The following is a 20,988-nucleotide window of genomic DNA, read 5'->3' on the forward strand; positions in this document are numbered from 1 at the left end:
ATAAAAAAAACGAAATTAGAATATGAAAAAGATCACAATAATAGCTGGGGCTAGACCTAATTTTATGAAAATAGCACCAATTATTCATGCGATTCAAAAGTCTCAAATGGATGGTTTTGATATCGATTATAGATTAGTTCATACGGGTCAGCATTATGATAAAAATATGTCTGGTAGTTTCTTTGAGCAATTAGAAATACCTGAACCTCATGTTAATTTAGAATGCAGTGGTGGAACACAAGCAGAACAAACGGCCGCCATTATGATTAATTTTGAAAAAGAATTAATGACTCATCCTGCAGATATTGTATTGGTAGTAGGAGATGTGACATCAACTATGGCGTGTGCACTAGTGGCTCAAAAATTACATACTGAAGTGGCTCATGTTGAAGGAGGTATTCGTTCGAATGATTGGACTATGCCTGAAGAAATAAATAGATTAGTAACAGATAGTATTACAAATTACTTTTTTACAACTTCAGAAACAGCAAATAAGAATTTAAAAGAAAGTGGTGTAAAAGACAAGCAGATTTTTTTCGTTGGAAATACGATGATTGATACCTTGTTAAAGCAACGCCCAAATTTTAAACAACCTCAAGTTTGGGAAGATCTTGAACTTTCTGAAGGTAATTATATAGTAATGACCTTACATAGGCCAGCAAATGTAGATGAGGAATCTCAATTAAAAGATATGATTAATGAAATTATTGCTCATACTGAAGATTTGCCATTAGTATTTCCTGTACATCCTAGAACAGCAAAAATTTTAGAACGACTTAATATAAGTCACTCTAGACTTCATACGGTGGAGCCATTGAGTTATTTAGAATTTAACTATCTCGTAGAGCGTGCCAAAGCAGTTATTACAGACTCTGGAGGTATTACAGAAGAAGCATCTATTATGCGTGTTCCTTGCCTTACTCTACGTGATAATACTGAAAGACCAGAAACAATCACCTTAGGTACTAATGAGCTTATAGGTACAGATCCTAAGAACTTGAAACCCTATTTAAAAACCTTGTTCGCTGGGAATTGGAAAAAAGGGAATGATATCCCGTTATGGGATGGAAAAACAGCTACTCGAATTGTAGAATCCTTAAAATCAGTCTTTTAAAAACTGCTTATTAAATAGAATCAATACGCTTTTACTAAATGACTTCCTTTTTTAATTTGTATCTTGCATAAGCTACTAATTGAAATGTAAAATATTGCACTAACCTATGATTCAAAAACTACTAGAAGATTTTAATCCGCAAGATTATGCTATCCTTTGGTTGATTGCCGCTTTTCTTTTGGCTTTAATTATTGCATATCGTACTTATCCATCAATTTTATATGTTGCAAAAGAGAAGCATTTGATGGATGAACCTGATAGTAGAAGTATGCATTCTAATAGAACACCTACATTGGGAGGCATAGGAATCTTTTTTAGTTTGGTTGTAGTGATGACCATTGTTGGAGCTATGTTAAATACTAAAGTACTTCTATTGGTTATGGGCGGATTAACCATTTTATTTTTCCTTGGTTTAAAAGATGACTTGACAGTTTTGTCACCTCGTAAAAAATTCATAGGACAACTCTTGGCTGCCTTGCTGTTAATCGTTTTTACTGATACCAGAATTATTGGATTTTCTAAAATCTTAGATGTCGATGTACTTCCGTATTGGGTTTCCATAGGTTTTACACTTTTTGTCTATATTTTAATTATTAATGCCTATAATTTAATTGACGGTGTTGATGGTTTAGCAGGAAGTATTGCGCTGCTTATAAGTGTGGTATTTACTGTCTTGTTTTATAACTCTGGTGCTTTAAGTTTAGCAACAATTTCAGTTGCACTTATAGGTGCGTTGACAGCATTTTTAAGGTTTAACTTTTCTGCTAAAAATAAAATTTTCATGGGTGATACAGGCTCAATGATACTAGGGTTTTTATTAGCTTTTTTTACCATTAGTTTTATTTCTCAATCACAAACTAATTTAGATTCTGAGTATTACAAAGCATCACCTGCACTTGCGCTTGCACTGTTGTTTTTTCCTCTAATGGATACATTTCGAATATTTTTTATAAGAATATTTATATTAAAGACAAGTCCATTTACTGCAGATAGAAATCATATTCATCATCGTTTTATCCAAGCGGGTTATTCACATATTCAAACAACGTTATTTATAGTAATTCTTAATTTAATCATTATAATCATAGCGTTCAATATGTTACATCTCAACCTAAATACTCAAATTGGTTGTCTTCTTGTATATGGTTCGTTGTTATATATGTTACCGTTTTTATATAAAAAATTAACTACTCAAAACGTTTAGATAATATTTGGTTTAAAAATCAACGATCAGTATTATGTTTTCTTTGCAGTAATACGAAATACGTTATATTTGCCCTTGATTAATAATGCTACTATGAAATTAAGGGTTTTACAATTTTTTATACTTTTATTTGTGATGTCATGTGCGTCCAAAAAAGAAATTTTATATCTGCAAGACGCCAATACCGTAACTACATCTGAAATAACGTATCAGAATGCCACAATTCAACCAAATGATATATTAAAAATTACAATTGAGAGTCTCATTCCTGAAGCTGCTATTCCATACAACAGGGTAGGGAATAGTGATATCCCAGTTAATTCTTTAGAATTATTGAAATTAGATGGCTATTTAGTATCTAATGAAGGAGAGGTGAATCTTCCAATATTAGGGGTAATTGAAGTTTCGAATTTGACTACAACTGAAATTGAAGAAAAAATAAAATCAATTCTTATTAGTGATGGTCACTTGAAAGCCCCAACCGTAAATGCAAGATTGTTAAACGCTAAGGTTACGGTTTTAGGTGAAGTTAAACTACCTGGTACTTATAGCTTCACCGAACAAAATATAACACTGTTGCAAGCATTAGGATATGCTGGAGATTTAACAATAAATGGTAAAAGAAACGATATTATAATAACTAGAGATGTTGCTGGAGTAAGAAAAATCAGTCATATTGATTTGACGTCAACGGCATTTATGAACAGTGAATATTATTTTATCAAACCTAATGATGTCATTATTGTTAATCCTAATAACCCAAGAGTTAAAAATGCTGGATTTATTGGTAATGCTGGTACTGTTTTAACAATTGCCTCACTAGTTTTAAGTTCAATTATTTTATTGTCGAGATAACATTATGGAAATTCCAACAAATAACAATTCATACAATGTTACCGGTGATGATAATATTGATTTAAAACAAGAATTATTTAAATATTTAAGATATTGGCCGTGGTTTTTAATATCATTAATCTTGTTTTCAATAGGTTCGTATATCTATTTAAGATACGCTCCAAGGATTTATAAGACAACAGCTAAAATGAAGATTTTAGATGAATCTGAGGGTTTAGAATTACCTACATCTGCATTCGTTTTTAAGAGAACAAATATTAACTTAGAGAATGAGATTGAAATATTAACATCTTATTTAATTCTGGAAAAAGTTGCAACAGAATTAAAGGCTAATACTAGTTTTTTTGAAGAAGGAACTATTCAAACGGCTCAAATTGGAAGCCTTCCATTTTATTATGAACAAATAATTAAGCCAGATAGTGTTTTTAAACCACTTTCATACACAATAGATATTAATGATAATGGTTTTGAGATTGGAAATGTCATTACTGGTAAAATGTTCAAAATACCTAATCACAATAGTTTTGAAGCAAAGCATAATTTACCTTTTCAATTAAAAATTGATAATTCACAGTTAGTTAATAATTTGAAAGGAAAAAAATATATTATAAATTATAAACCTCTGAAGGATGCCACAATTGATTTAAAATCAAGTATTAAAGTCGAAGCCATCGGAGAGCAGAGTGATTTGTTAGTTATGGAGATTAAAGGTGAAAGTAAGGAACGCTCTGAAGCAATCCTAAACACCTTAATGAATATTTTTAATGAAGATGGAATTAACGATAGACAGTTAGTGTCTAAAAACACTTTGAAGTTTATTGACGAACGTTTTGTATTTCTTGCAGAAGAGCTAGACTCTATAGAAATTGATGTCAAAGAATTTAAACAGGAAAATAATTTAATTGACTTAGAAGTAGATGCAGAGTTAGGACTAGAACAAAGGTCAAAATCTGATGAAGAAGTGTTCCGAATTGAAAGCCAGTTGGAGGTTGCTAAATTATTGCAGGATGCAATTAATGCTAATACAGAAAACGATTTGCTTCCTGCAAATATTGGACTAGATAATGCTAATATCAATAGTTTAATAAGTGAATATAATACAGCTATTCTTGAACGCGATAAACTGATTAGTAGTGCTGGAACTAATAATCCGACAGTTCAGATTACACAATCTAAAATAGAAGATTTAAGCAGAAACATCAAACGATCTTTAAATTCTTATGACCAACAGCTTAAAGTGTCTCAAAGCCAATTGAAAGGCAGAAATAGAAAATTTGTTGGTCAAGTCTCTCAAATTCCTGAACAAGAAAAGTTATTAAGGGCAATAAAACGTCAGCAAAAAATTAAAGAGAGTTTATACCTTTTATTATTACAAAAACGAGAAGAAGCAGCTATTAATTTGGCTATTACAGAACCTTCGATTAAGGTTGTAGATTATGCCTTGTCTGGTTCAGAACCGATTTCACCAAAGAATAAAATAGTCTACGCTGGTGCACTATTAGGAGGCTTATTAATCCCTTTTGGTATTTTATATCTCTTTTTCCTATTTGATACTAAACTTCATGGGAAAGAGGATATCACCAAAATTAATTCTAAGATTCCTTTAATTGGTGAGATTCCTGATACTAAAAAGAACGAAACGCTCTTGTTTTCCGATCCTAATGATCGTTCAGCACTAGCAGAATCGTTTAGGATTTTAAGTTCAAATGTTAATTATCTTCTGCAACCTAAAGATAATGATAATGGGAAGGTAATTTATTGTACGTCGACCATAAAAGGAGAAGGAAAAACCTATGTTAGTATTAATTTGTCATTAGCACTATCAAGCCTTAATAAAAAAGTATTATTAATTGGAGCCGATTTAAGAAATCCTCAAATTCATTCTAAAATAAATTCTGATAAGAATACTTCGGGGCTTTCAAATTATTTGCATGATGTGTCTTATGATTGGAAGAGTAACCTTGTTAAAGGTTTTGAAAAGCATCCTAATCATGATATATTATTATCAGGTAGTATTCCGCCAAATCCATCAAGCTTGTTAACCAATGGTCGTTTTAAAGACCTTATTGAAGCGGCTAGAGATCAATATGATTATATTGTCGTTGATACTGCACCTACAATTTTAGTAACAGATACAATGCTTATTTCTCAATACGCAGATGTTACAGTATATATTGCTAGGGCTAATTTTACTGAGACTAAGTTATTAAACTTCTCTAAAGAGTTGTTTGAATCAGGAAAGCTCAAAAATATGGCCTATGTCATTAATGGTGTTGGAAATAATAAATCCTATGGGTATAACTACGGTTATAACTATGGGTATGGTAGCAAAAACTAGTTGTTTGCAAGCATTTTCAAACGCTTAATTGTTTGAGTTTGGTCATCACTTTTAAACACATGGCTTCCTGCTACAAACACATCAGCACCTGCATCTACTAATTGTTTGATGTTTTTGTCGGTAACACCACCATCAATTTCTATACGTGTGTCTAAACCTTGATCATTCACCATTTGACGTAATTTTTTGACCCGATTATAAGTCATCTCTTCAAATTTTTGTCCACCAAAACCAGGATTAATCGACATCAAAAGTACCATATAGCATTCTGGTAAAATATCTTCGAGAACAGATATTGGCGTTGTTAAATTTAACACAACTCCTGCTTTACAACCTGCATCTTTTATTTGTCTTAAGGTACGGTGTAAATGTACTGTAGATTCATGATGTACTGTAATGATATCTGCTCCAACCTTAGCAAATTCTTCGATATAGCGTTCTGGTTTTTCTATCATTAAATGTACATCCAAAGGTTTTGTGGCATGTTTTTTAATGGCTTGTATTACTGGCATACCATAAGAAATATTTGGAACAAAATGCCCATCCATTACATCAATATGGAGCCAATCGGCATCACTGTTATTTACCATTTCTACATCGCGTTGGAGGTTGCCAAAATCTGCGGCAAGCATTGAAGGTGCTATTAATTTTGAAGACATAAGTTGTGTTAAAATGCGTTTATGCAAAAGTATGTAAAAAAATGAACCCAGAGTAATCAGCTCTGGGTTCTTTCATCAATCAAAAAACGAACAGTTATGTGTAACTGTTTGTTGCGGTAATTTAGTCGTAACTACAATTAAATAATTACTAGCCTAAATATGTTTTTAATATTTTACTACGCGACGTATGCTTTAATCTACGTATCGCTTTTTCTTTAATTTGTCTTACACGTTCACGTGTTAAATCAAATGTTTCTCCTATTTCTTCTAGAGTCATTGGGTGTTGATTTCCAAGCCCAAAATATAATCGAATAACATCTGCTTCACGAGGTGTTAAGGTCTCTAGTGCGCGCTCAATTTCAGTGCGTAAAGATTCATGTAATAAATCTTTATCTGGATTTGGAGACTCTCCACTACGTAATACATCGTATAGGTTAGAATCTTCTCCTTCAACTAAAGGCGCATCCATTGAAACATGACGTCCAGAGTTTTTCATTGACTCTTTAACATCATTAATCGTCATGTCTAATTCTTTTGCAATCTCCTCAGCACTAGGTGGACGCTCATGACTTTGCTCTAAAAAGGCAAATGTCTTATTAATTTTATTTATAGATCCAATCTTATTCAATGGCAAGCGAACTATACGAGATTGTTCAGCTAAGGCTTGAAGAATCGATTGACGAATCCACCACACGGCGTAAGATATGAATTTAAATCCACGTGTTTCATCAAAACGTTGTGCCGCTTTAATGAGACCTAAGTTACCTTCATTAATTAAATCTGGTAATGTTAATCCTTGGTTTTGATATTGTTTAGCTACAGACACCACAAAACGTAGGTTGGCTTTAGTTAATTTTTCTAAAGCAATTTGATCTCCCGCTTTAATACGTTGTGCTAACTCAACTTCTTCGTCGGCTGTAATTAAATCAACCTTACCAATCTCTTGTAAGTATTTGTCTAACGATGCAGTTTCCCTATTCGTTACCTGCTTCGTAATTTTAAGTTGTCTCATTTAATTATTTCCTTTAAAATTTGGGTATTTGTATAATACTATATAGTTATACGTAATACCTACACAAAATGTTACAAGAAAACTAAAATTAATTAAAAAATTCAACAATTTTCGCCAAAAAAGAGAATAAAATAGAGGTGTTTGTTTAAATATTCTGATTTTTAGTGAGTTATGGTTTTTGCTTTCTGTCTAAAAACGATATTCAATTCCTAAACTAATTGAGAATATAAATGGTTGTAAATTATTACCATTAGAAAATGGTTTTGGTTGATAATTAAAATTAGGCTCTAAATTCACATTAATGTTATTAAATAGTTTTGTCTCAATCCCTAAGCCTAAGTTTATTGAGAATGTAGGCTGATAGTCTAGACTATTCATTTCGGTAGTTTGCGAATCTATTACAGTAAAATAGCTAATTCCACCAGTGAAGTAAGGGTTTATTTTTTTCTGAAAAGGCGCATATTTAAGCTCTATTGGGAATTCTAGATACTCAATACTCCTTTGTATGGTGTCTACTGTTTGTTTTAAATTAAGTTTTCTAACACCAATTCTAAAATGTGTTTTTTCAGTTAAGCGGTAACTTGCCAGCATACCATAGTTTACAGAAACCTTATCTGTAGTTTTAGCATTAAAGGCATTATAAGTACTAAGTACGAGTTGTGGTGTAACACTCCATCTCGAAGCATTAATTTGTACACTACTATCTTTTTCTTTTTCATGGTCTTCGGAAATGAGCTCAGTAAGTATAGTTTGCTCTTCTAGAACTTCTTCTGGCAAAGATTCTTTAATTTTTAAACTATCCTTTTTTGCGAATATATTGGCGTTTAAAAGCTCTGAATTGTATTCTAAATCGTGAGTTGTTGGACTAGTATGTGGCGAAACTTTTTTTAGTGAAATAGAGTTAGAATTCAAGATTGAATCTTTTAAAAGTGTTTTTGATATACTATCATGATTTTCGCTTGATGTAATAATTGGTGATTTTGCTGTAGTTTTTGAAAAACGCGTTATAGATTTTTGTTTATTGTCCGATTCATTATCAGATTTGATTTGCTCAGTGATGACATCGCTTATTTTATTTTTTGACTGATTTGTATGTTTATACTGAGTACTTGTATCAATAGAAGTTTCAGTAGAAAAATCTGAAATAATAGCATCTGTTTTTGGAAGTTCAATGGTGTTTAATTCAGGTGATGGTTTAAAAAACCATACCAATAAAAACAATGCTGTCATCCCTAATCCTGAAAGCCAAAATATAACAAGACGTCGTTTCTTTTTCTTTTTTAATTGGGCTTCAATATTGTTCCATACCAACTTATCTGGACTGCTTTTAAAGTTATCTAGCTTGTTTTTTACTGCAGCACCTATATCTTTATTAGTGTCCATTTGCTGTCAAGTTTTTAGTTGATATTATAGTCGATTTCACCATCTTAGATTGTAATATATGTTTAGCTCTATGTAAGTTTGATTTAGAAGTACCAATACTAATATTTAAGAGCTTAGATATATCTTTATGGGAATAGTTGTCTAGTTCATATAAGTTAAACACAAGTCGATATTGTGTAGGTAGTTCCTGAATGTGTTTTAAAATGGTGTCTAATGGAATACTATCAAGTTTTGATGCCTCAAAATTTGTATCGATGAGTATGTCATTATTAATTTCAATGTTGATATGCTTATCTTTTTTGTAGGTGTCAATTGCTTTGTTAATTGTAATGCGTTTCATCCAACCTTCAAAAGAACCTTGACCTTTATAGGATTTTATTGTGCTAAAAATGTCTAGAAATGACTCTTGTAAATTATCTTGAGCTTCTTCTTTATTTCTGCAATATTTTAGGCATAAGGTGAACAGGTCATCTTTATATTTTTGGTATAATTGACTTTGTGCCTTGATGTTTTGCTTTTTGCAAGCTTTAATTAATTGTTCTAAATTCAATTAAAAGATTTATTCAAACATAAATTCGTAGGTAAAACGCGTAAATAAATTATTATCTACATTAAGTTTATAATCACTAAATATACTGTAATTACTATCATTATAATCGTTTGAAAATACAGGTTCAAAATTACCATTTCCGAAGAATGTACTTTCAAAAGCAATTAGTGTATTAGTTGTGGTATATTTTGAGTTGTAATAGTTTAATCCAGTAGAATTATCTATGTGTTGATTGCTCAACATTAAAACCTGACGGCCAAATGTTGCTTCGTAAATAAGTCCCAATGTATTTATGCCTGTATCATAAGAGTATGTATTAGATAAGGTATTAAAGAAGCCATCATCATTTAGTACATCATATTCATATACTGTTGACGTCATAATATTGTTATTAGAATCAAAGGTATTTATGTAACGTTTTGTAGGCGTGTCAATTGTATGTCTTTCTTCAAGAAATGTTTTATTCAAATTATTATCTAATACGATACTGCTGGTGTAGGATATGTTAAAATTTATACCATCGGTACTATGACTAACTACACCATAAATAGTGTCTTGAGTGTGTGTAAAATGTTGTCTATAATAGACTGCTTGCGAGTTAGGGCTACTACTAATCTCTCTCAAATACTCGATTAAATTACCATCGTTATCATATGTAAATAGTTTTTGTTCTATTAGCTGCCCTTCATTAAACTTCGATATTCCTGTTATTTTTCCGTTGTTAGAATACTCATAAACCCTATTTGTTTGATATCCTGTTTCTAGAGACTCGTGTGTTGCTGTGACAATTTTGTTGTTTTCAACGGTGTATGTTTTTCTAAAATTTATTGTGTTAGGATCATTTGCCGTATTATAATGCTCATAAACAAATTGAGTTAAATTAGGAGTAGGTTCAGTTGGAGGTGTTTGGGTGTCATCAGATGAACATGAAAAACAAAATAAGGCAAAAAAGGAAATAATAAATGGAAACGTTTTCATAATGCTATAAGGTTTCCCTATAGTCTATAAATCATAGAAAAGGTTGCGTCAATGATGAGTTTTTTTTTGTTATTATTCAAAATCTAACACTTGAGTGGCTTCAATAAGTTGCTTTAGAGCATCAATTTTGGTATTCATACGGTTAAAAAATGTACGTTTTTCTTTTTCACCTGATGCGTTAAGCAATTTGGAATGATGTAGTTGCTGGTTTAAATAAGTTTCAGCTTGTTTACAAGTAAGTTCGTCACTAGTTAAATAATATGACAGAATTGAGAACGGTACATATAATGATTGCTGATGAGGTGTAGATACCAACACATTATTATTCATGAGTAAAAGTTCATTATAATATAATTTGTAATGGTTAGATTGAGTCTCGATGCGATTTGAAATTTCTGATATTAATACTTTCAAAGCTTCGCAGAGTTCAATAGCGATACGATTGCTTATTTGCCCAGCTTGGTTATAGAAATGAATTTGTTTAAGTGTACTATTAATTGTAGTGATGTCCCATATTTCTGAGGTATTTAGATCTTTATATAAACTACCTAACTGTTTTGCAGATGTTGTGAGACTTACACCAGGCGAAAACAAATCGAAGGATTTTGTACTAAAAGATTGATCTAGTAATTTTAACCATACATAGATTTTAAATCTACTGAGTATATCATCTCCAATAGTATAGAATAATGGGATATCTTTTGCCGAATAGATGATATGACTACCTTTTTGGGTTAGTAAAGGTAGAAGAGATTCATAAGAATCTTTGAAATAGATTTCAAGTTCAACTTCATTATGAATATGCTTAGTTTTTTCAACAGTAATGTAAGATTTATTGGTAGTCTCAAATAAACTATCTAATGCAATATGGTAGGTTTTAGCAAGAATAATACATTCATCGATAGAAAACTTACTTTTTAAACTAGTACGTCTGTGTGCTGCATCATAGCTAATGTCTAATGCCACTGCAATAGCATCTATTAAAGAACTATTTTCAGGTAATTGAGCCTGTATTTTTTTTAGAAATTTAGGTTGGAACATCATTCTAAGATATAAAAATTTGTGATTATCACAAAAAATAATTGAATTGATTAATTTAACTACAATTAAATATGTGATTATAACAATAATTTTGAACTGTATTTAAAACCGTTGTTATGAAAAATTTATGTCTAATTAGTGTTGTTTTAGTGTCGTTTTTTTTAAATGCTCAAGAAGACATTGAAGTCTGTGATCATAAAACTTGCAATTGGGGGCTTTCAAGTTTTTATAATTTGGAAGTTAATAGGTTTATTCCAATAGGTAGTTTTTCTAAAACATTAGAGCAAAGTGTTGGTGCTGGTTTTTATTTTGGGATTCCGCTCGATGATAAATTACGTCTAGATTTAGGGACTTCAGTGTTTTTTCCAAAAACCAAATCTCAAATTAGATATTATGCAAATGAGGAAGTCCTTGAAGGTAATGCTAACTTAAGTGGTACACTAGGAGTGTGGTTAACTAAAGTTAAGCGCATAGGTAAAAACTGGTATTGGGATAATAGATTTGGTACTGGACTTGGTTTTTTTCAAACTGATATTAAAACCGGTAAGCCTAAAGAAGACAATGACAGTGTCTATGGGGTTGAGACTGTTTTTGTAAATCTTGGAACAGCCATTAGAACACAATTATTTAAGAGTAATATCGGTATTAAATTCGATTACTTTTTTGTCCCTTATAATTTATTTAAAAAGCGTTTGCCATCAAATTTTGGTGAGCAGTACCTTACTGTAGGTTTAATTTATGGCCTATAGATATCAAAACTATTAATTTAATTTATTATTTATGAAGCATCTTAGTTATTTATTAATTGTATTATGCCTTTGTAGTTGTGGTCGTATTCCAAGATATAAAGGAAATAATTTTAAGCCTATTTCTAGTGTCAAACAGTTAGAAGGCATATATAATAATTATGAAAATGATAGTTTAAGGTATCACCAATTGTCCTTAAGTGGCAAAATTAATTGGAGAAAAAAACATAAAGATAGCTCGCATTATACTAGTGTTCAGATTAAGGTTTTAAATAATAAGCGCTTAAAGCTAGATTTTATAATTGATAAAAAAGTAACAAAAAGTAGAATTATAAAATACAGGCTAAGAAAGAATGGTTTTCTTAAACTTAGAAACCAAAATTTTAGAATATCCGGTATACCTTTAATCTTTGGAGAATATGAAATTGCAAAGTACCAACTTGGCCTCACCCATACTGATGATTTAATTATTTATGGAAGAAATGAAGAAGCTGGAGGGATCTTAATTGTTTTGGTTGGTGGGAGATCAGCAACAGTTAATAAAGTTTTTAAACGGCTTTAGAACAAAAAGCCTCACTAATTTGAGTGAGGCCTTTTTATCTAACTAGAAAAGAAATTAATCTTCCTTCTTATCTTCTCTTGGTTTTCTATCGTCTCTGCGATTATCACGTCCACGATTATCTCTACCTTTATTATTATCACGTCCACCTTTGTTGTTGTCTCTAGGCGGTCTTGGTTTCCAACCTTCTGGTTTAGGTAAAATGGCTTTTCTAGATACTTTCTCTTTACGTGTTCTAGAATCTACACCAAAGTATTTTACATCAAAAACGTCTCCCATGTTTACCACATCCGATACGTTCTCTGTGCGTTCCCAAGCTAATTCACTTACGTGTAATAAAACTTCGTTTCCTGGAGCATCTATATATTCTACAACAGCGCCAAAATCAAGCATCTTTATAACTTTTACTTCGTAAACGCTACCAACTTCTGGTTTGAACAATAAAGAATCAATCTTGGCCATAACCATATCAATACCCTTGCTGCCAACTCCAAGAACTTCAACAATACCTTCTTCAGTTACAGGATCTTCATTAATCACAATAGTCGTTTCAGTTTCTTTTTGTAATTCTTGAATCACTTTTCCACCAGGTCCAATTAATGCGCCTATAAATTCGTTAGGAATACGTCTTGTCACCATTGTTGGTGCATGCTCCTTAACTTCTGCATTTGGAGTTGCAATGGTATCGGTTAATTTCTCTAAGATATGTAAACGACCATCACGAGCTTGTTTTAATGCATTCACTAAAATCTCGTAAGACAATCCTTTAACTTTAATATCCATTTGACAAGCGGTAATACCGTCTGCAGTTCCAGTCACTTTAAAATCCATATCTCCTAAGTGATCTTCATCACCTAAGATATCAGATAATACAGCATATTTTCCAGAATCTCCATCAGAAATTAATCCCATTGCAATACCAGAAACAGGTTTCTTTAATTGTACACCAGCATCCATTAATGCCATTGTACCAGAACATACTGTTGCCATTGAAGATGAACCATTTGATTCTAATACTTCTGAAACAACTCTTACAGTATATGGACAATCTTCTGGAACCATACCTTTAAGGGCACGTTGAGCCAAGTTACCATGTCCAACTTCTCTACGAGATGTTCCACGGATAGGTCTTGCTTCTCCGGTTGAAAAAGGAGGGAAATTATAGTGTAAATAGAAACGTTCTTCACCTTCGTAAGATGGCATATCAATTTGATTAGCTTCTCTTGATGTACCTAGTGTTACAGTTGCTAATGCTTGAGTTTCTCCACGTGTAAAAATTGCAGAACCATGAGTAGATGGTAAATAATCTACCTCACACCAAATTGGTCTAATATCAGTTGTTTGACGACCATCTAAACGTAAACCTTCATCTAAGGTTAAGTTTCTAATCGCTTCCTTTTGTGCTTTAGCGACATACTTATGGATAAGTTTTCCTAAATCTTCTTGCTCTTCTTCAGAGAATGATTCAAAGACTTCTTCTTTAATTTCAGAAAATGCTGCACCTCTTTCGTGTTTTGCCGAACCTGCTTTTGCAATCGCATAAGTTTTATCGTAAACCATCTCATGAATCTTCTTTGCTAATTCCTCATCAGAACGCTCTGGGTCATATTCACGAACTTCTTTTTTTCCAACAGCTTCAGCTAATCTTATTTGTGCAGCACATTGAACTTTAATCGCCTCGTGAGCAGCTTTAATAGCTTCTGTCATTTCTTCTTCAGAAATTTCATCCATTTCTCCTTCAACCATCATCACAGAATCAGCCGATGCACCAATCATCATATCGATGTCAGATTCTTCGAGTTGAGCCCTAGTAGGGTTGATGATAAATTCTCCATTAATACGACCAACTCTAACTTCTGAAATGGCACATTCAAATGGGAAATCTGATAATTGTATTGCTGCCGATGCAGCTAATCCTGCCATAGCATCTGGCATAACATCATCATCGTGAGACATCAATTGAATCATCACTTGAGTTTCAGAATGATAATCTTTAGGGAATAATGGACGTAATACACGATCCACCAAACGCATTGTTAATACTTCACCATCACTTGGCCTTGCTTCTCTTTTAAAGAATCCGCCAGGATAACGACCAGCTGCAGCAAATTTTTCTCTGTAATCTACTGTTAATGGTAAAAAATCAACATCAGCAGAATGATAATTGGAAACGACTGTACATAATAACATACATTTTCCAGATTGAACAACAACAGAACCGTGTGCCTGTTTTGCTAATTTTCCGGTTTCGATAGAAATCTCTCTACCGTCGCCAAGGTCAATGACCTCTTTGTAAGTCTTTGGAATCATAAATATTTTTAATTGACTTTACTCTTCATTTTGCCAAAGCTTAATGATTAAGTAAAGCATGTTAAACAATGGTCGTTGTGTTGTTGTAGTTGTTGTGAGACATAAATGTCTTGACCAATGAAAAACTGTAATTAGCTTCTTATTTACGATGGTTATACTCTATCGTAAGAGTGATTTATATAAAAAAAAGAGGCACGAAGCCTCTTTGATTTTATTTTCTTAATCCTAATTCTTTAACTATCGCACGATATCTCATAATATCTTTCTTAGTTAAGTAATCAAGTAATGCACGACGCTTACCTACCAATTTTACTAATGAACGCTCAGTGTTGAAATCTTTACGATTCTTTTTTAAGTGTTCAGTTAAATGGTTAATTCTGTAAGTAAATAATGCAATTTGCCCTTCAGTAGAGCCAGTGTCTGTTGCACTTTTGCCATGTTTTTTAAAGATGGCTTCTTTTTCTTTTTGATCTAAATACATGCTAATATTATTGTAAATGATTGTTATGTATGTTGAAAGTCGTTCTTTCAAGCGGCAAATATAGTAATTTTTAACAATTTACAAGTGTTAATACGCTATGTTTTTAATTTTTTTAAAAACCGAAATTAAACGTTTTCAATTTTATTTGGTCTTAACATCATATTAACATCAAATAATTTATTATGAAAGCAATTACAAAATTTATGTTCGCCTTAGTGGTTTTGGGTTTGACATTTACAAGCTGTAATGATGAGGATACGACATCATCACAGGAAGAAGACAATTTAGAAATATCCGAAGTCGCTATGTCTTCTGAAGTGGATACTGCCGCAAGTGTGATTGGTGATATCATTATCGACGCTTATGAAGGTGTAGAGTCTGATGCACTTAATCGTACTACTGGTGAATCATCAGGTTTGCCAGATTGTGTTACCATAACCATTGTTGCTCAGCAAGGGTTTAGAGAGGTTACTGTCGATTTTGGGACTGAAGGATGTGTTGTGCATGGCCATATTTTAAAAGGACAAATTATATTCTCATACACAAGAGATCCTGAAGCGCAACAAATTCTTATTAGCTATAGTTTAGTAGAGTTTTTCTTTGATGCAAAAAACATCATAGGTAGTAAAACATTACTGAAGCAATTGTCTAATGAGAATGGTAATCCTCAATTTACACATACGCTAGATTTTACAGTAATTTGGCCTAATGGAGCCCAAGCGAGTAGAGAAGGGCTAAAAATTAAGGAATGGGTTGAAGGCTTTGGAAGTGGTGTTTGGAGTGACAATGTGTTTGAAGTTACAGGAAACTGGACAACAACATTTGTTAATGGTAATTCTCACTCTTATGAAGTATTGACACCATTGCGAAGAGAGGTTATTTGTTTCTATTTTGTTAGCGGTAGTGTAGATGTGCAACGTACTAACTTTGGAGGGACATTTGATTATGGAAATGGAGATTGCGATAATTTAGCCACGTTTACTACTAATAATGGGAATGTGATTGATGTGACTTTGGATTAGATTAGTGCTGGCTATAATCAAAAAAAGCGAGCTATATAGCTCGCTTTTTTTTTATGCTCTTAAAGGTTGATTTGTAATCAAATCTATATACAAATTAACTTTGTTTTTTAAATCCTTACGATGCGTAATAAAGTCTAAAAAACCATGCTCTAATAGAAATTCAGATGTTTGAAAACCTTCTGGTAATTCTTGACCTGTTGTGTCCTTAACAACTCTAGGCCCAGCAAAACCAATTAATGCACCAGGCTCACTGATGTTGATATCACCTAACATAGCAAAGGATGCTGTTGTTCCACCAGTTGTAGGATCTGTACACAAAGAGATGTAAGGTATTCCCGCATCTGCTAATTGTGCTAACTTCACTGAAGTTTTTGCTAATTGCATTAATGACAGTGCAGCTTCCATCATACGAGCACCTCCAGATTTAGAGATAATCATAAATGGTAACTTTTTCTTTAGTGCATAATCTGCTGCTCTAGCTATTTTTTCGCCTACAACACTTCCCATGGATCCACCAATAAAGGAAAAATCCATACAAGCAATGACTAAGTCTTTTCCTTTAGATTTTCCAACAGCAGTTCTTACCGCATCTTTCAATTTGGTTTTTTCTTGAGCTGCTTTTAAACGATCAGGGTATTTCTTAGTATCCTCAAACTTTAGAGGATCCTTAGATGTTAATGCAGTATCTAATTCTTTAAATTTAGTGTCATCAAATAGAATCTCGAAATATTCTTTACTTCCAATTCTTACATGATATCCGTCTTCTGGACTTACATAAAAATTTTGTTCTAATTCTTTTGTGTCTACAATTTTACCTGTAGGAGACTTATACCACAACCCTTTGGGTGTATCTTTCTTCTCTTCGGTGGTAGTTTGAATTCCCTTATCTTTCCTTTTGAACCAAGACATTAAAAATGATTTTAATTAGTAGTTAGTTCTGCAAAGTTATAAAGTATTTACATTATTTAGGTCTTCAAACGCCTTTTTTAAACGTTCAACGAATGCGTTTTCTCCTTTTCTAAGCCAAACTCTAGGGTCATAGTACTTTTTATTTGGCACATCATCACCATCTGGATTTCCAATTTGTTGCTTTAAATAGGCTTCTTTTTCTCCCATATAATCACGAATGCCACTCATAAATGCATATTGCATATCGGTATCTATGTTCATTTTAATTACACCATAGCCAATAGCTTCTCTAATTTCTTCAACTGTAGACCCTGATCCGCCATGAAATACAAAATCTATATGATTGTGTGGTAAATTATATTTTTGTGATAAGAACTCTTGAGAGTTTTTAAGAATTTTTGGTGTTAATTTTACATTTCCTGGTTTGTAAACCCCATGTACATTTCCAAAAGCAGCAGCAATAGTGAATTGGTCGCTTACTTTACTTAACTCTTCATAAGCGTAAGCTACTTCTTCTGGTTGTGTATATAATTTTGAATCATCAACATCGGTATTATCTACGCCATCTTCTTCACCACCAGTAATTCCTAATTCGATCTCTAAGGTCATTCCCATTTTACTCATACGTTCAAGATAAGTTTTGCATATCTCAATATTCTCTTCAAGAGGCTCTTCAGATAAATCAATCATATGAGAACTGTACAATGGTTTTCCTGTTTCTTTGAAGTGTTGTTCACTTGCATCTAGTAAACCATCAATCCAAGGTAACAATTTTTTAGCACAATGGTCTGTATGTAAAATAACAGGAACACCATAAGCTTCAGACATTAAATGTACGTGTTTTGCTCCTGCGACTGAACCAGCAATGGCAGCTTTTTGATCGTCATTACTCAATCCTTTTCCCGCATTAAATTGTGCTCCTCCATTTGAAAATTGAATAATGACAGGTGCATTTAATGCTTTTGCAGTCTCTAAAACACCGTTAATAGTGTTTGATCCTATAACATTTACAGCGGGTAAGGCAAAGCCTTTTTCTTTAGCTAAATTAAAAATGTCTTGTACTTCACGTCCTGTTGCAACTCCTGCTTTAATATTGTGACTCATGATTTCGTTTTAAGTTGAAAATTAAAACCCAAAAATAAGTAAAATTTGACTAACAACTTAAGTTTTTTAAGACTTTGAATCCGTTAAAACCTACGCAAACGTTATAGTTTTCGAATAATTTATGAAATATAAAAATGTACTAAAAAGGATAGTTTACACCGATATTGTAAACGGCTTTTCCGAAATTGTAATCCTTAAACCAACGACTCCCCAATGGACGAGAAGGGTCATAAGTTTTAAAACCTATATCACCTCTCAAAACGAAGAAACTAAAGTCGTATCGAATGCCAAAACCTGAACCTATGGCAATATCTTTTAAAGAACTGAAATCATCAAAAGTAGCTTTGTCGTCTTCAACATTATCAAAAACATTCCAAATATTTCCAGCATCAATAAATACAGCGCCATTAAAACGACCTAATAAATTAAAACGTTGTTCTGCGCTCAAGGTCAATTTAAGATTAGCTTCATTAAATTCATTAGTTGATAATGAGCTTCCTGGTCCCAGGTTATAAGCTGTCCATGCTCTAATATCGTTTGGGCCACCTGCAAAGAAACTTTCAGCAAAAGGAATACTGTTAGAATTTCCATAAGGAATTGCAATACCAAGATAAGTTCTAATTGCTAACTCATTTTTTCTACCTAAGTCCCAGTGTTTGATATAGTCAACTTCGGTTTTTATATACTGAGAAAAAGGCACGCCAAAAATCTCGTATCTTCCATCTGCATTTTTACCAATATTAAATACACTTGATAAGTTAGATAAAAGGTTTCCTGCAAACTCGGCTCTCAAACGAATAATTGAAAAATCATTATCAAATATGTTTTCACGTCTATTTTTTACATAATTAAAACTTGAAGAAAAAATTAGGTTGTCTTCTGTTAAACGGTCTTTACGTTGTTTAATATTATTAACATCAATGTAATTTTCATCAGATGGAATTAACGATGTGTTTTGACTAATTACATCATTTATAAAAACATCGGCTGGTGAAAATTGATTGGGTAAGCTAGAATCTGCTAAACTTTCTTCTGATCCAATATACCCAATATCTTGTGCAATAGTATTAAGTCGGTCAAAAGAGGTGGTATATACACCAAAATAATTAGCTGTATTCAAGTTTTTTACAAACTGTACATTAAATAAATCTAGATTATTAGTCACTTTTGTAGATGGATACCAGTTATAATTAACTGTTCCTGTAAAGGCTTGTTTATCTAAGCCTATGTTTTGTTGACTCGTGGCACTCAAATTAATTCGTGTACTAGGAGACATGTATTTCGGGATGATTTTTTCAGTATTAAATGGCAGGAAAAATCTTGGGATATTTAACCTCAGGTTTCCTCCAATTTCATTGATGTCAAAAAACTGATCCTTATTATTAGATGCATCTCTTGAGGATCCAATAGCACCTAATCCTGAAATTTCTAAGGTTTCTGCACCTCTAAATATGTTTCTGATCAGTAGTCCAGTATTGAATGCAAAGCCTACGGTTTGAATATTACTTTGTGAGACTTCAAAACTGGTAGTAAGTTCAAATTTTTTCCTCGGAATAAGATAAACATTCGCAGTTAATGTGGTGTCGGCTTCATTTTCAACATATTCTATTCTCGGATATCTAAAGGCTCGAAGCTGACTTAAATATCTATAGGTTCTTGTACGGTCTATATCCTTGAAAACTTCATCTTTATGAATAAATACGGCATCTGTAATGGCTTTTGGTCTGTATTTTAACTTTTCAAAACTATATAAGTTGTAATCTTGAAATTGTACCGAATCTGTAATAACCGAATTACGATTTTCGTTCTTGTAATCGGAATAAATATTAACATCTTTTATTTTGTAAATTTTGAAAGGTACACGTTGTACCGAATCTTCAGTTCTAATCGCTCTATCTGCAATTAATAAGTCGGTATAGGCTTTTTTATTGGTGCTTACCGTATCAACATCAAACGTAATGTAGTCTTGTCCAAAATGATAGAATCCTGAGTTTCTAAGTTTTTCTGTTAGCCGATCTCGTTCGGCTTCAAAATTGTATTCGTCATATTGCTGACCTTTTTCAATTAATGACCCTTTTTGTAATCGATATTTGTAAATAGAATCAATGATAGGAGTTTTAATTTTTGGTGTAATGGAATCTAAAACATAAGGATCGCCTGTCTCTACCTTATAGGTGACTCTAGCTCTTTGGTTGCTGTCTTTCTCAGTTTCAAAAGACGTTTTAACATTTAACCAACCTTTACTGGAGTAGTATTTACGTAGTGCAAATGCTGTTTTTTTAGCTCGAGATTCGTCATAAATAGCAGGTGGCTCTCCAGTTTTTTTTAACCAACTATTAAAGTTTTTCTTAGATTTAATAAGTGCTTCATACTGTTTGAGAGACAATAAGTTTTTAAGTCCAGTTTTTGGATGTTCTGGGTTTCTATATTTTGCTTCTAAAATAGAATCTATATTAGGTCGTGCAAAATTATAAATATGAACACGCAGCGGAATGCCTAAAAGCTTACCATTAGGTTTTTGATAAATAAGGTTATTAATGGTTTCTGAGTTGTTCTTTTTGTCGTTTACTAGTACAGTATTACTGATCAATAAATGCTCATTTTTTTTAACGCGCTTCATTACATCACAGGAGAATGTGCTGCAGAGTATAAGACCCATTAATATCTTGGTAACGCTAAATTTCAAAAAGAAAGGTGTTTGCATTTAAATTCTATCCAAATTT

At 32.4% G+C, this 20,988-nt stretch carries 18 protein-coding genes; 7 read left to right on the plus strand and 11 right to left on the minus strand.

Annotation, left to right across the window (positions count from 1 at the left end):
* The first annotated feature begins 22 nt into the window (after window positions 1-22).
* The 4 genes from wecB (at window position 23) to ACTU6T_RS09240 (ending at window position 5,511) form a co-directional block, all read left to right on the plus strand.
* The gene (gene wecB, locus ACTU6T_RS09225; RefSeq protein WP_460217923.1) at window positions 23-1,114 is read left to right on the plus strand and encodes a non-hydrolyzing UDP-N-acetylglucosamine 2-epimerase; all 1,092 of its coding nucleotides are present in this window, start codon (window positions 23-25) and stop codon (window positions 1,112-1,114) included.
* A gap of 106 nt (window positions 1,115-1,220) precedes the next feature.
* Window positions 1,221-2,318, plus strand: coding sequence for a glycosyltransferase family 4 protein (locus ACTU6T_RS09230; protein ID WP_460217924.1), 1,098 nt, complete (start codon window positions 1,221-1,223; stop codon window positions 2,316-2,318).
* Window positions 2,319-2,411: 93 nt separating this feature from the next.
* The gene (locus ACTU6T_RS09235; RefSeq protein ID WP_460217925.1) at window positions 2,412-3,173 is read left to right on the plus strand and encodes a polysaccharide biosynthesis/export family protein; all 762 of its coding nucleotides are present in this window, start codon (window positions 2,412-2,414) and stop codon (window positions 3,171-3,173) included.
* A 4-nt stretch (window positions 3,174-3,177) separates the two neighbouring features.
* Window positions 3,178-5,511, plus strand: coding sequence for a GumC family protein (locus ACTU6T_RS09240; protein WP_460217926.1), 2,334 nt, complete (start codon window positions 3,178-3,180; stop codon window positions 5,509-5,511).
* Here ACTU6T_RS09240 and rpe read toward each other — a convergent pair.
* The 6 genes from rpe to ACTU6T_RS09270 all read right to left on the minus strand — a co-directional run bounded on the left by rpe (window position 5,508) and on the right by ACTU6T_RS09270 (window position 11,137).
* Window positions 5,508-6,170 carry a ribulose-phosphate 3-epimerase gene (gene rpe, locus ACTU6T_RS09245; RefSeq protein ID WP_460217927.1) on the minus strand — a complete coding sequence of 221 codons (663 nt, stop codon included), beginning with the start codon at window positions 6,168-6,170 and terminating at the stop codon, window positions 5,508-5,510. The genes ACTU6T_RS09240 and rpe overlap by 4 nt on opposite strands.
* Before the next feature lie 148 nt (window positions 6,171-6,318).
* Window positions 6,319-7,182 carry a sigma-70 family RNA polymerase sigma factor gene (locus ACTU6T_RS09250; RefSeq protein ID WP_094967995.1) on the minus strand — a complete coding sequence of 288 codons (864 nt, stop codon included), beginning with the start codon at window positions 7,180-7,182 and terminating at the stop codon, window positions 6,319-6,321.
* Window positions 7,183-7,371: 189 nt separating this feature from the next.
* Window positions 7,372-8,565: an outer membrane beta-barrel protein gene (locus ACTU6T_RS09255; protein WP_460217928.1), complete on the minus strand. Its 1,194-nt coding sequence runs from the start codon at window positions 8,563-8,565 to the stop codon at window positions 7,372-7,374.
* Window positions 8,555-9,115 carry an RNA polymerase sigma factor gene (locus tag ACTU6T_RS09260; protein ID WP_460217929.1) on the minus strand — a complete coding sequence of 187 codons (561 nt, stop codon included), beginning with the start codon at window positions 9,113-9,115 and terminating at the stop codon, window positions 8,555-8,557. The genes ACTU6T_RS09255 and ACTU6T_RS09260 overlap by 11 nt, the downstream gene beginning before the upstream one ends.
* 9 nt (window positions 9,116-9,124) lie before the next feature.
* Complete coding sequence (locus ACTU6T_RS09265) at window positions 9,125-10,093, minus strand: hypothetical protein (RefSeq protein WP_460217930.1); 969 nt, start codon at window positions 10,091-10,093, stop codon at window positions 9,125-9,127.
* Between the two features lie 72 nt (window positions 10,094-10,165).
* Entirely contained in the window at window positions 10,166-11,137 is a 972-nt protein-coding gene (locus ACTU6T_RS09270) for a hypothetical protein (RefSeq protein ID WP_460217931.1), read from the minus strand.
* Window positions 11,138-11,250: 113 nt separating this feature from the next.
* On the opposite strand from ACTU6T_RS09270, the gene ACTU6T_RS09275 reads away from it, so the two are divergent.
* A complete protein-coding gene (locus tag ACTU6T_RS09275; RefSeq protein ID WP_460217932.1) occupies window positions 11,251-11,883 on the plus strand; it encodes a hypothetical protein in 633 nt (210 codons plus the stop codon).
* A 31-nt stretch (window positions 11,884-11,914) separates the two neighbouring features.
* Entirely contained in the window at window positions 11,915-12,442 is a 528-nt protein-coding gene (locus ACTU6T_RS09280) for a hypothetical protein (RefSeq protein WP_460217933.1), read from the plus strand.
* Window positions 12,443-12,496: 54 nt separating this feature from the next.
* Here the strand turns inward: ACTU6T_RS09280 and ACTU6T_RS09285 are convergent, their stop codons facing one another.
* Complete coding sequence (locus tag ACTU6T_RS09285) at window positions 12,497-14,749, minus strand: polyribonucleotide nucleotidyltransferase (protein WP_460217934.1); 2,253 nt, start codon at window positions 14,747-14,749, stop codon at window positions 12,497-12,499.
* A gap of 211 nt (window positions 14,750-14,960) precedes the next feature.
* Window positions 14,961-15,230 carry a 30S ribosomal protein S15 gene (rpsO, locus tag ACTU6T_RS09290; RefSeq protein ID WP_460220758.1) on the minus strand — a complete coding sequence of 90 codons (270 nt, stop codon included), beginning with the start codon at window positions 15,228-15,230 and terminating at the stop codon, window positions 14,961-14,963.
* A 182-nt stretch (window positions 15,231-15,412) separates the two neighbouring features.
* Here rpsO and ACTU6T_RS09295 point away from each other — a divergent pair, with 182 nt between their 5' ends.
* Window positions 15,413-16,252 (plus strand): hypothetical protein, encoded by an 840-nt coding sequence (locus tag ACTU6T_RS09295; protein ID WP_460217935.1) that lies wholly within the window; start codon window positions 15,413-15,415, stop codon window positions 16,250-16,252.
* 51 nt (window positions 16,253-16,303) lie between these two features.
* Here the strand turns inward: ACTU6T_RS09295 and accD are convergent, their stop codons facing one another.
* The 3 genes from accD to tamL all read right to left on the minus strand — a co-directional run bounded on the left by accD (window position 16,304) and on the right by tamL (window position 20,969).
* Window positions 16,304-17,161: an acetyl-CoA carboxylase, carboxyltransferase subunit beta gene (gene accD / locus ACTU6T_RS09300; RefSeq protein WP_460217936.1), complete on the minus strand. Its 858-nt coding sequence runs from the start codon at window positions 17,159-17,161 to the stop codon at window positions 16,304-16,306.
* Window positions 17,162-17,197: 36 nt separating this feature from the next.
* Entirely contained in the window at window positions 17,198-18,265 is a 1,068-nt protein-coding gene (gene fbaA / locus ACTU6T_RS09305) for a class II fructose-bisphosphate aldolase (RefSeq protein ID WP_460217937.1), read from the minus strand.
* 139 nt (window positions 18,266-18,404) lie between these two features.
* Window positions 18,405-20,969: a translocation and assembly module lipoprotein TamL gene (tamL, locus tag ACTU6T_RS09310; RefSeq protein ID WP_460217938.1), complete on the minus strand. Its 2,565-nt coding sequence runs from the start codon at window positions 20,967-20,969 to the stop codon at window positions 18,405-18,407.
* Window positions 20,970-20,988 lie beyond the last annotated feature (19 nt).

Source organism: Psychroserpens citreus, assembly GCF_055686305.1.

Bases quoted from the DNA above. Each gene is read 5' to 3' on its own strand.
- wecB (WP_460217923.1), top strand. From the start codon at position 23: ATGAAAAAGATCACAATAATAGCTGGGGCTAGACCTAATTTTATGAAA.
- ACTU6T_RS09230 (WP_460217924.1), top strand. From the start codon at position 1,221: ATGATTCAAAAACTACTAGAAGATTTTAATCCGCAAGATTATGCTATC.
- ACTU6T_RS09235 (WP_460217925.1), top strand. From the start codon at position 2,412: ATGAAATTAAGGGTTTTACAATTTTTTATACTTTTATTTGTGATGTCA.
- ACTU6T_RS09240 (WP_460217926.1), top strand. From the start codon at position 3,178: ATGGAAATTCCAACAAATAACAATTCATACAATGTTACCGGTGATGAT.
- rpe (WP_460217927.1), bottom strand. From the start codon at position 6,170: ATGTCTTCAAAATTAATAGCACCTTCAATGCTTGCCGCAGATTTTGGC.
- ACTU6T_RS09250 (WP_094967995.1), bottom strand. From the start codon at position 7,182: ATGAGACAACTTAAAATTACGAAGCAGGTAACGAATAGGGAAACTGCA.
- ACTU6T_RS09255 (WP_460217928.1), bottom strand. From the start codon at position 8,565: ATGGACACTAATAAAGATATAGGTGCTGCAGTAAAAAACAAGCTAGAT.
- ACTU6T_RS09265 (WP_460217930.1), bottom strand. From the start codon at position 10,093: ATGAAAACGTTTCCATTTATTATTTCCTTTTTTGCCTTATTTTGTTTT.
- ACTU6T_RS09270 (WP_460217931.1), bottom strand. From the start codon at position 11,137: ATGATGTTCCAACCTAAATTTCTAAAAAAAATACAGGCTCAATTACCT.
- ACTU6T_RS09275 (WP_460217932.1), top strand. From the start codon at position 11,251: ATGAAAAATTTATGTCTAATTAGTGTTGTTTTAGTGTCGTTTTTTTTA.
- ACTU6T_RS09280 (WP_460217933.1), top strand. From the start codon at position 11,915: ATGAAGCATCTTAGTTATTTATTAATTGTATTATGCCTTTGTAGTTGT.
- ACTU6T_RS09285 (WP_460217934.1), bottom strand. From the start codon at position 14,749: ATGATTCCAAAGACTTACAAAGAGGTCATTGACCTTGGCGACGGTAGA.
- rpsO (WP_460220758.1), bottom strand. From the start codon at position 15,230: ATGTATTTAGATCAAAAAGAAAAAGAAGCCATCTTTAAAAAACATGGC.
- ACTU6T_RS09295 (WP_460217935.1), top strand. From the start codon at position 15,413: ATGAAAGCAATTACAAAATTTATGTTCGCCTTAGTGGTTTTGGGTTTG.
- accD (WP_460217936.1), bottom strand. From the start codon at position 17,161: ATGTCTTGGTTCAAAAGGAAAGATAAGGGAATTCAAACTACCACCGAA.
- fbaA (WP_460217937.1), bottom strand. From the start codon at position 18,265: ATGAGTCACAATATTAAAGCAGGAGTTGCAACAGGACGTGAAGTACAA.
- tamL (WP_460217938.1), bottom strand. From the start codon at position 20,969: ATGCAAACACCTTTCTTTTTGAAATTTAGCGTTACCAAGATATTAATG.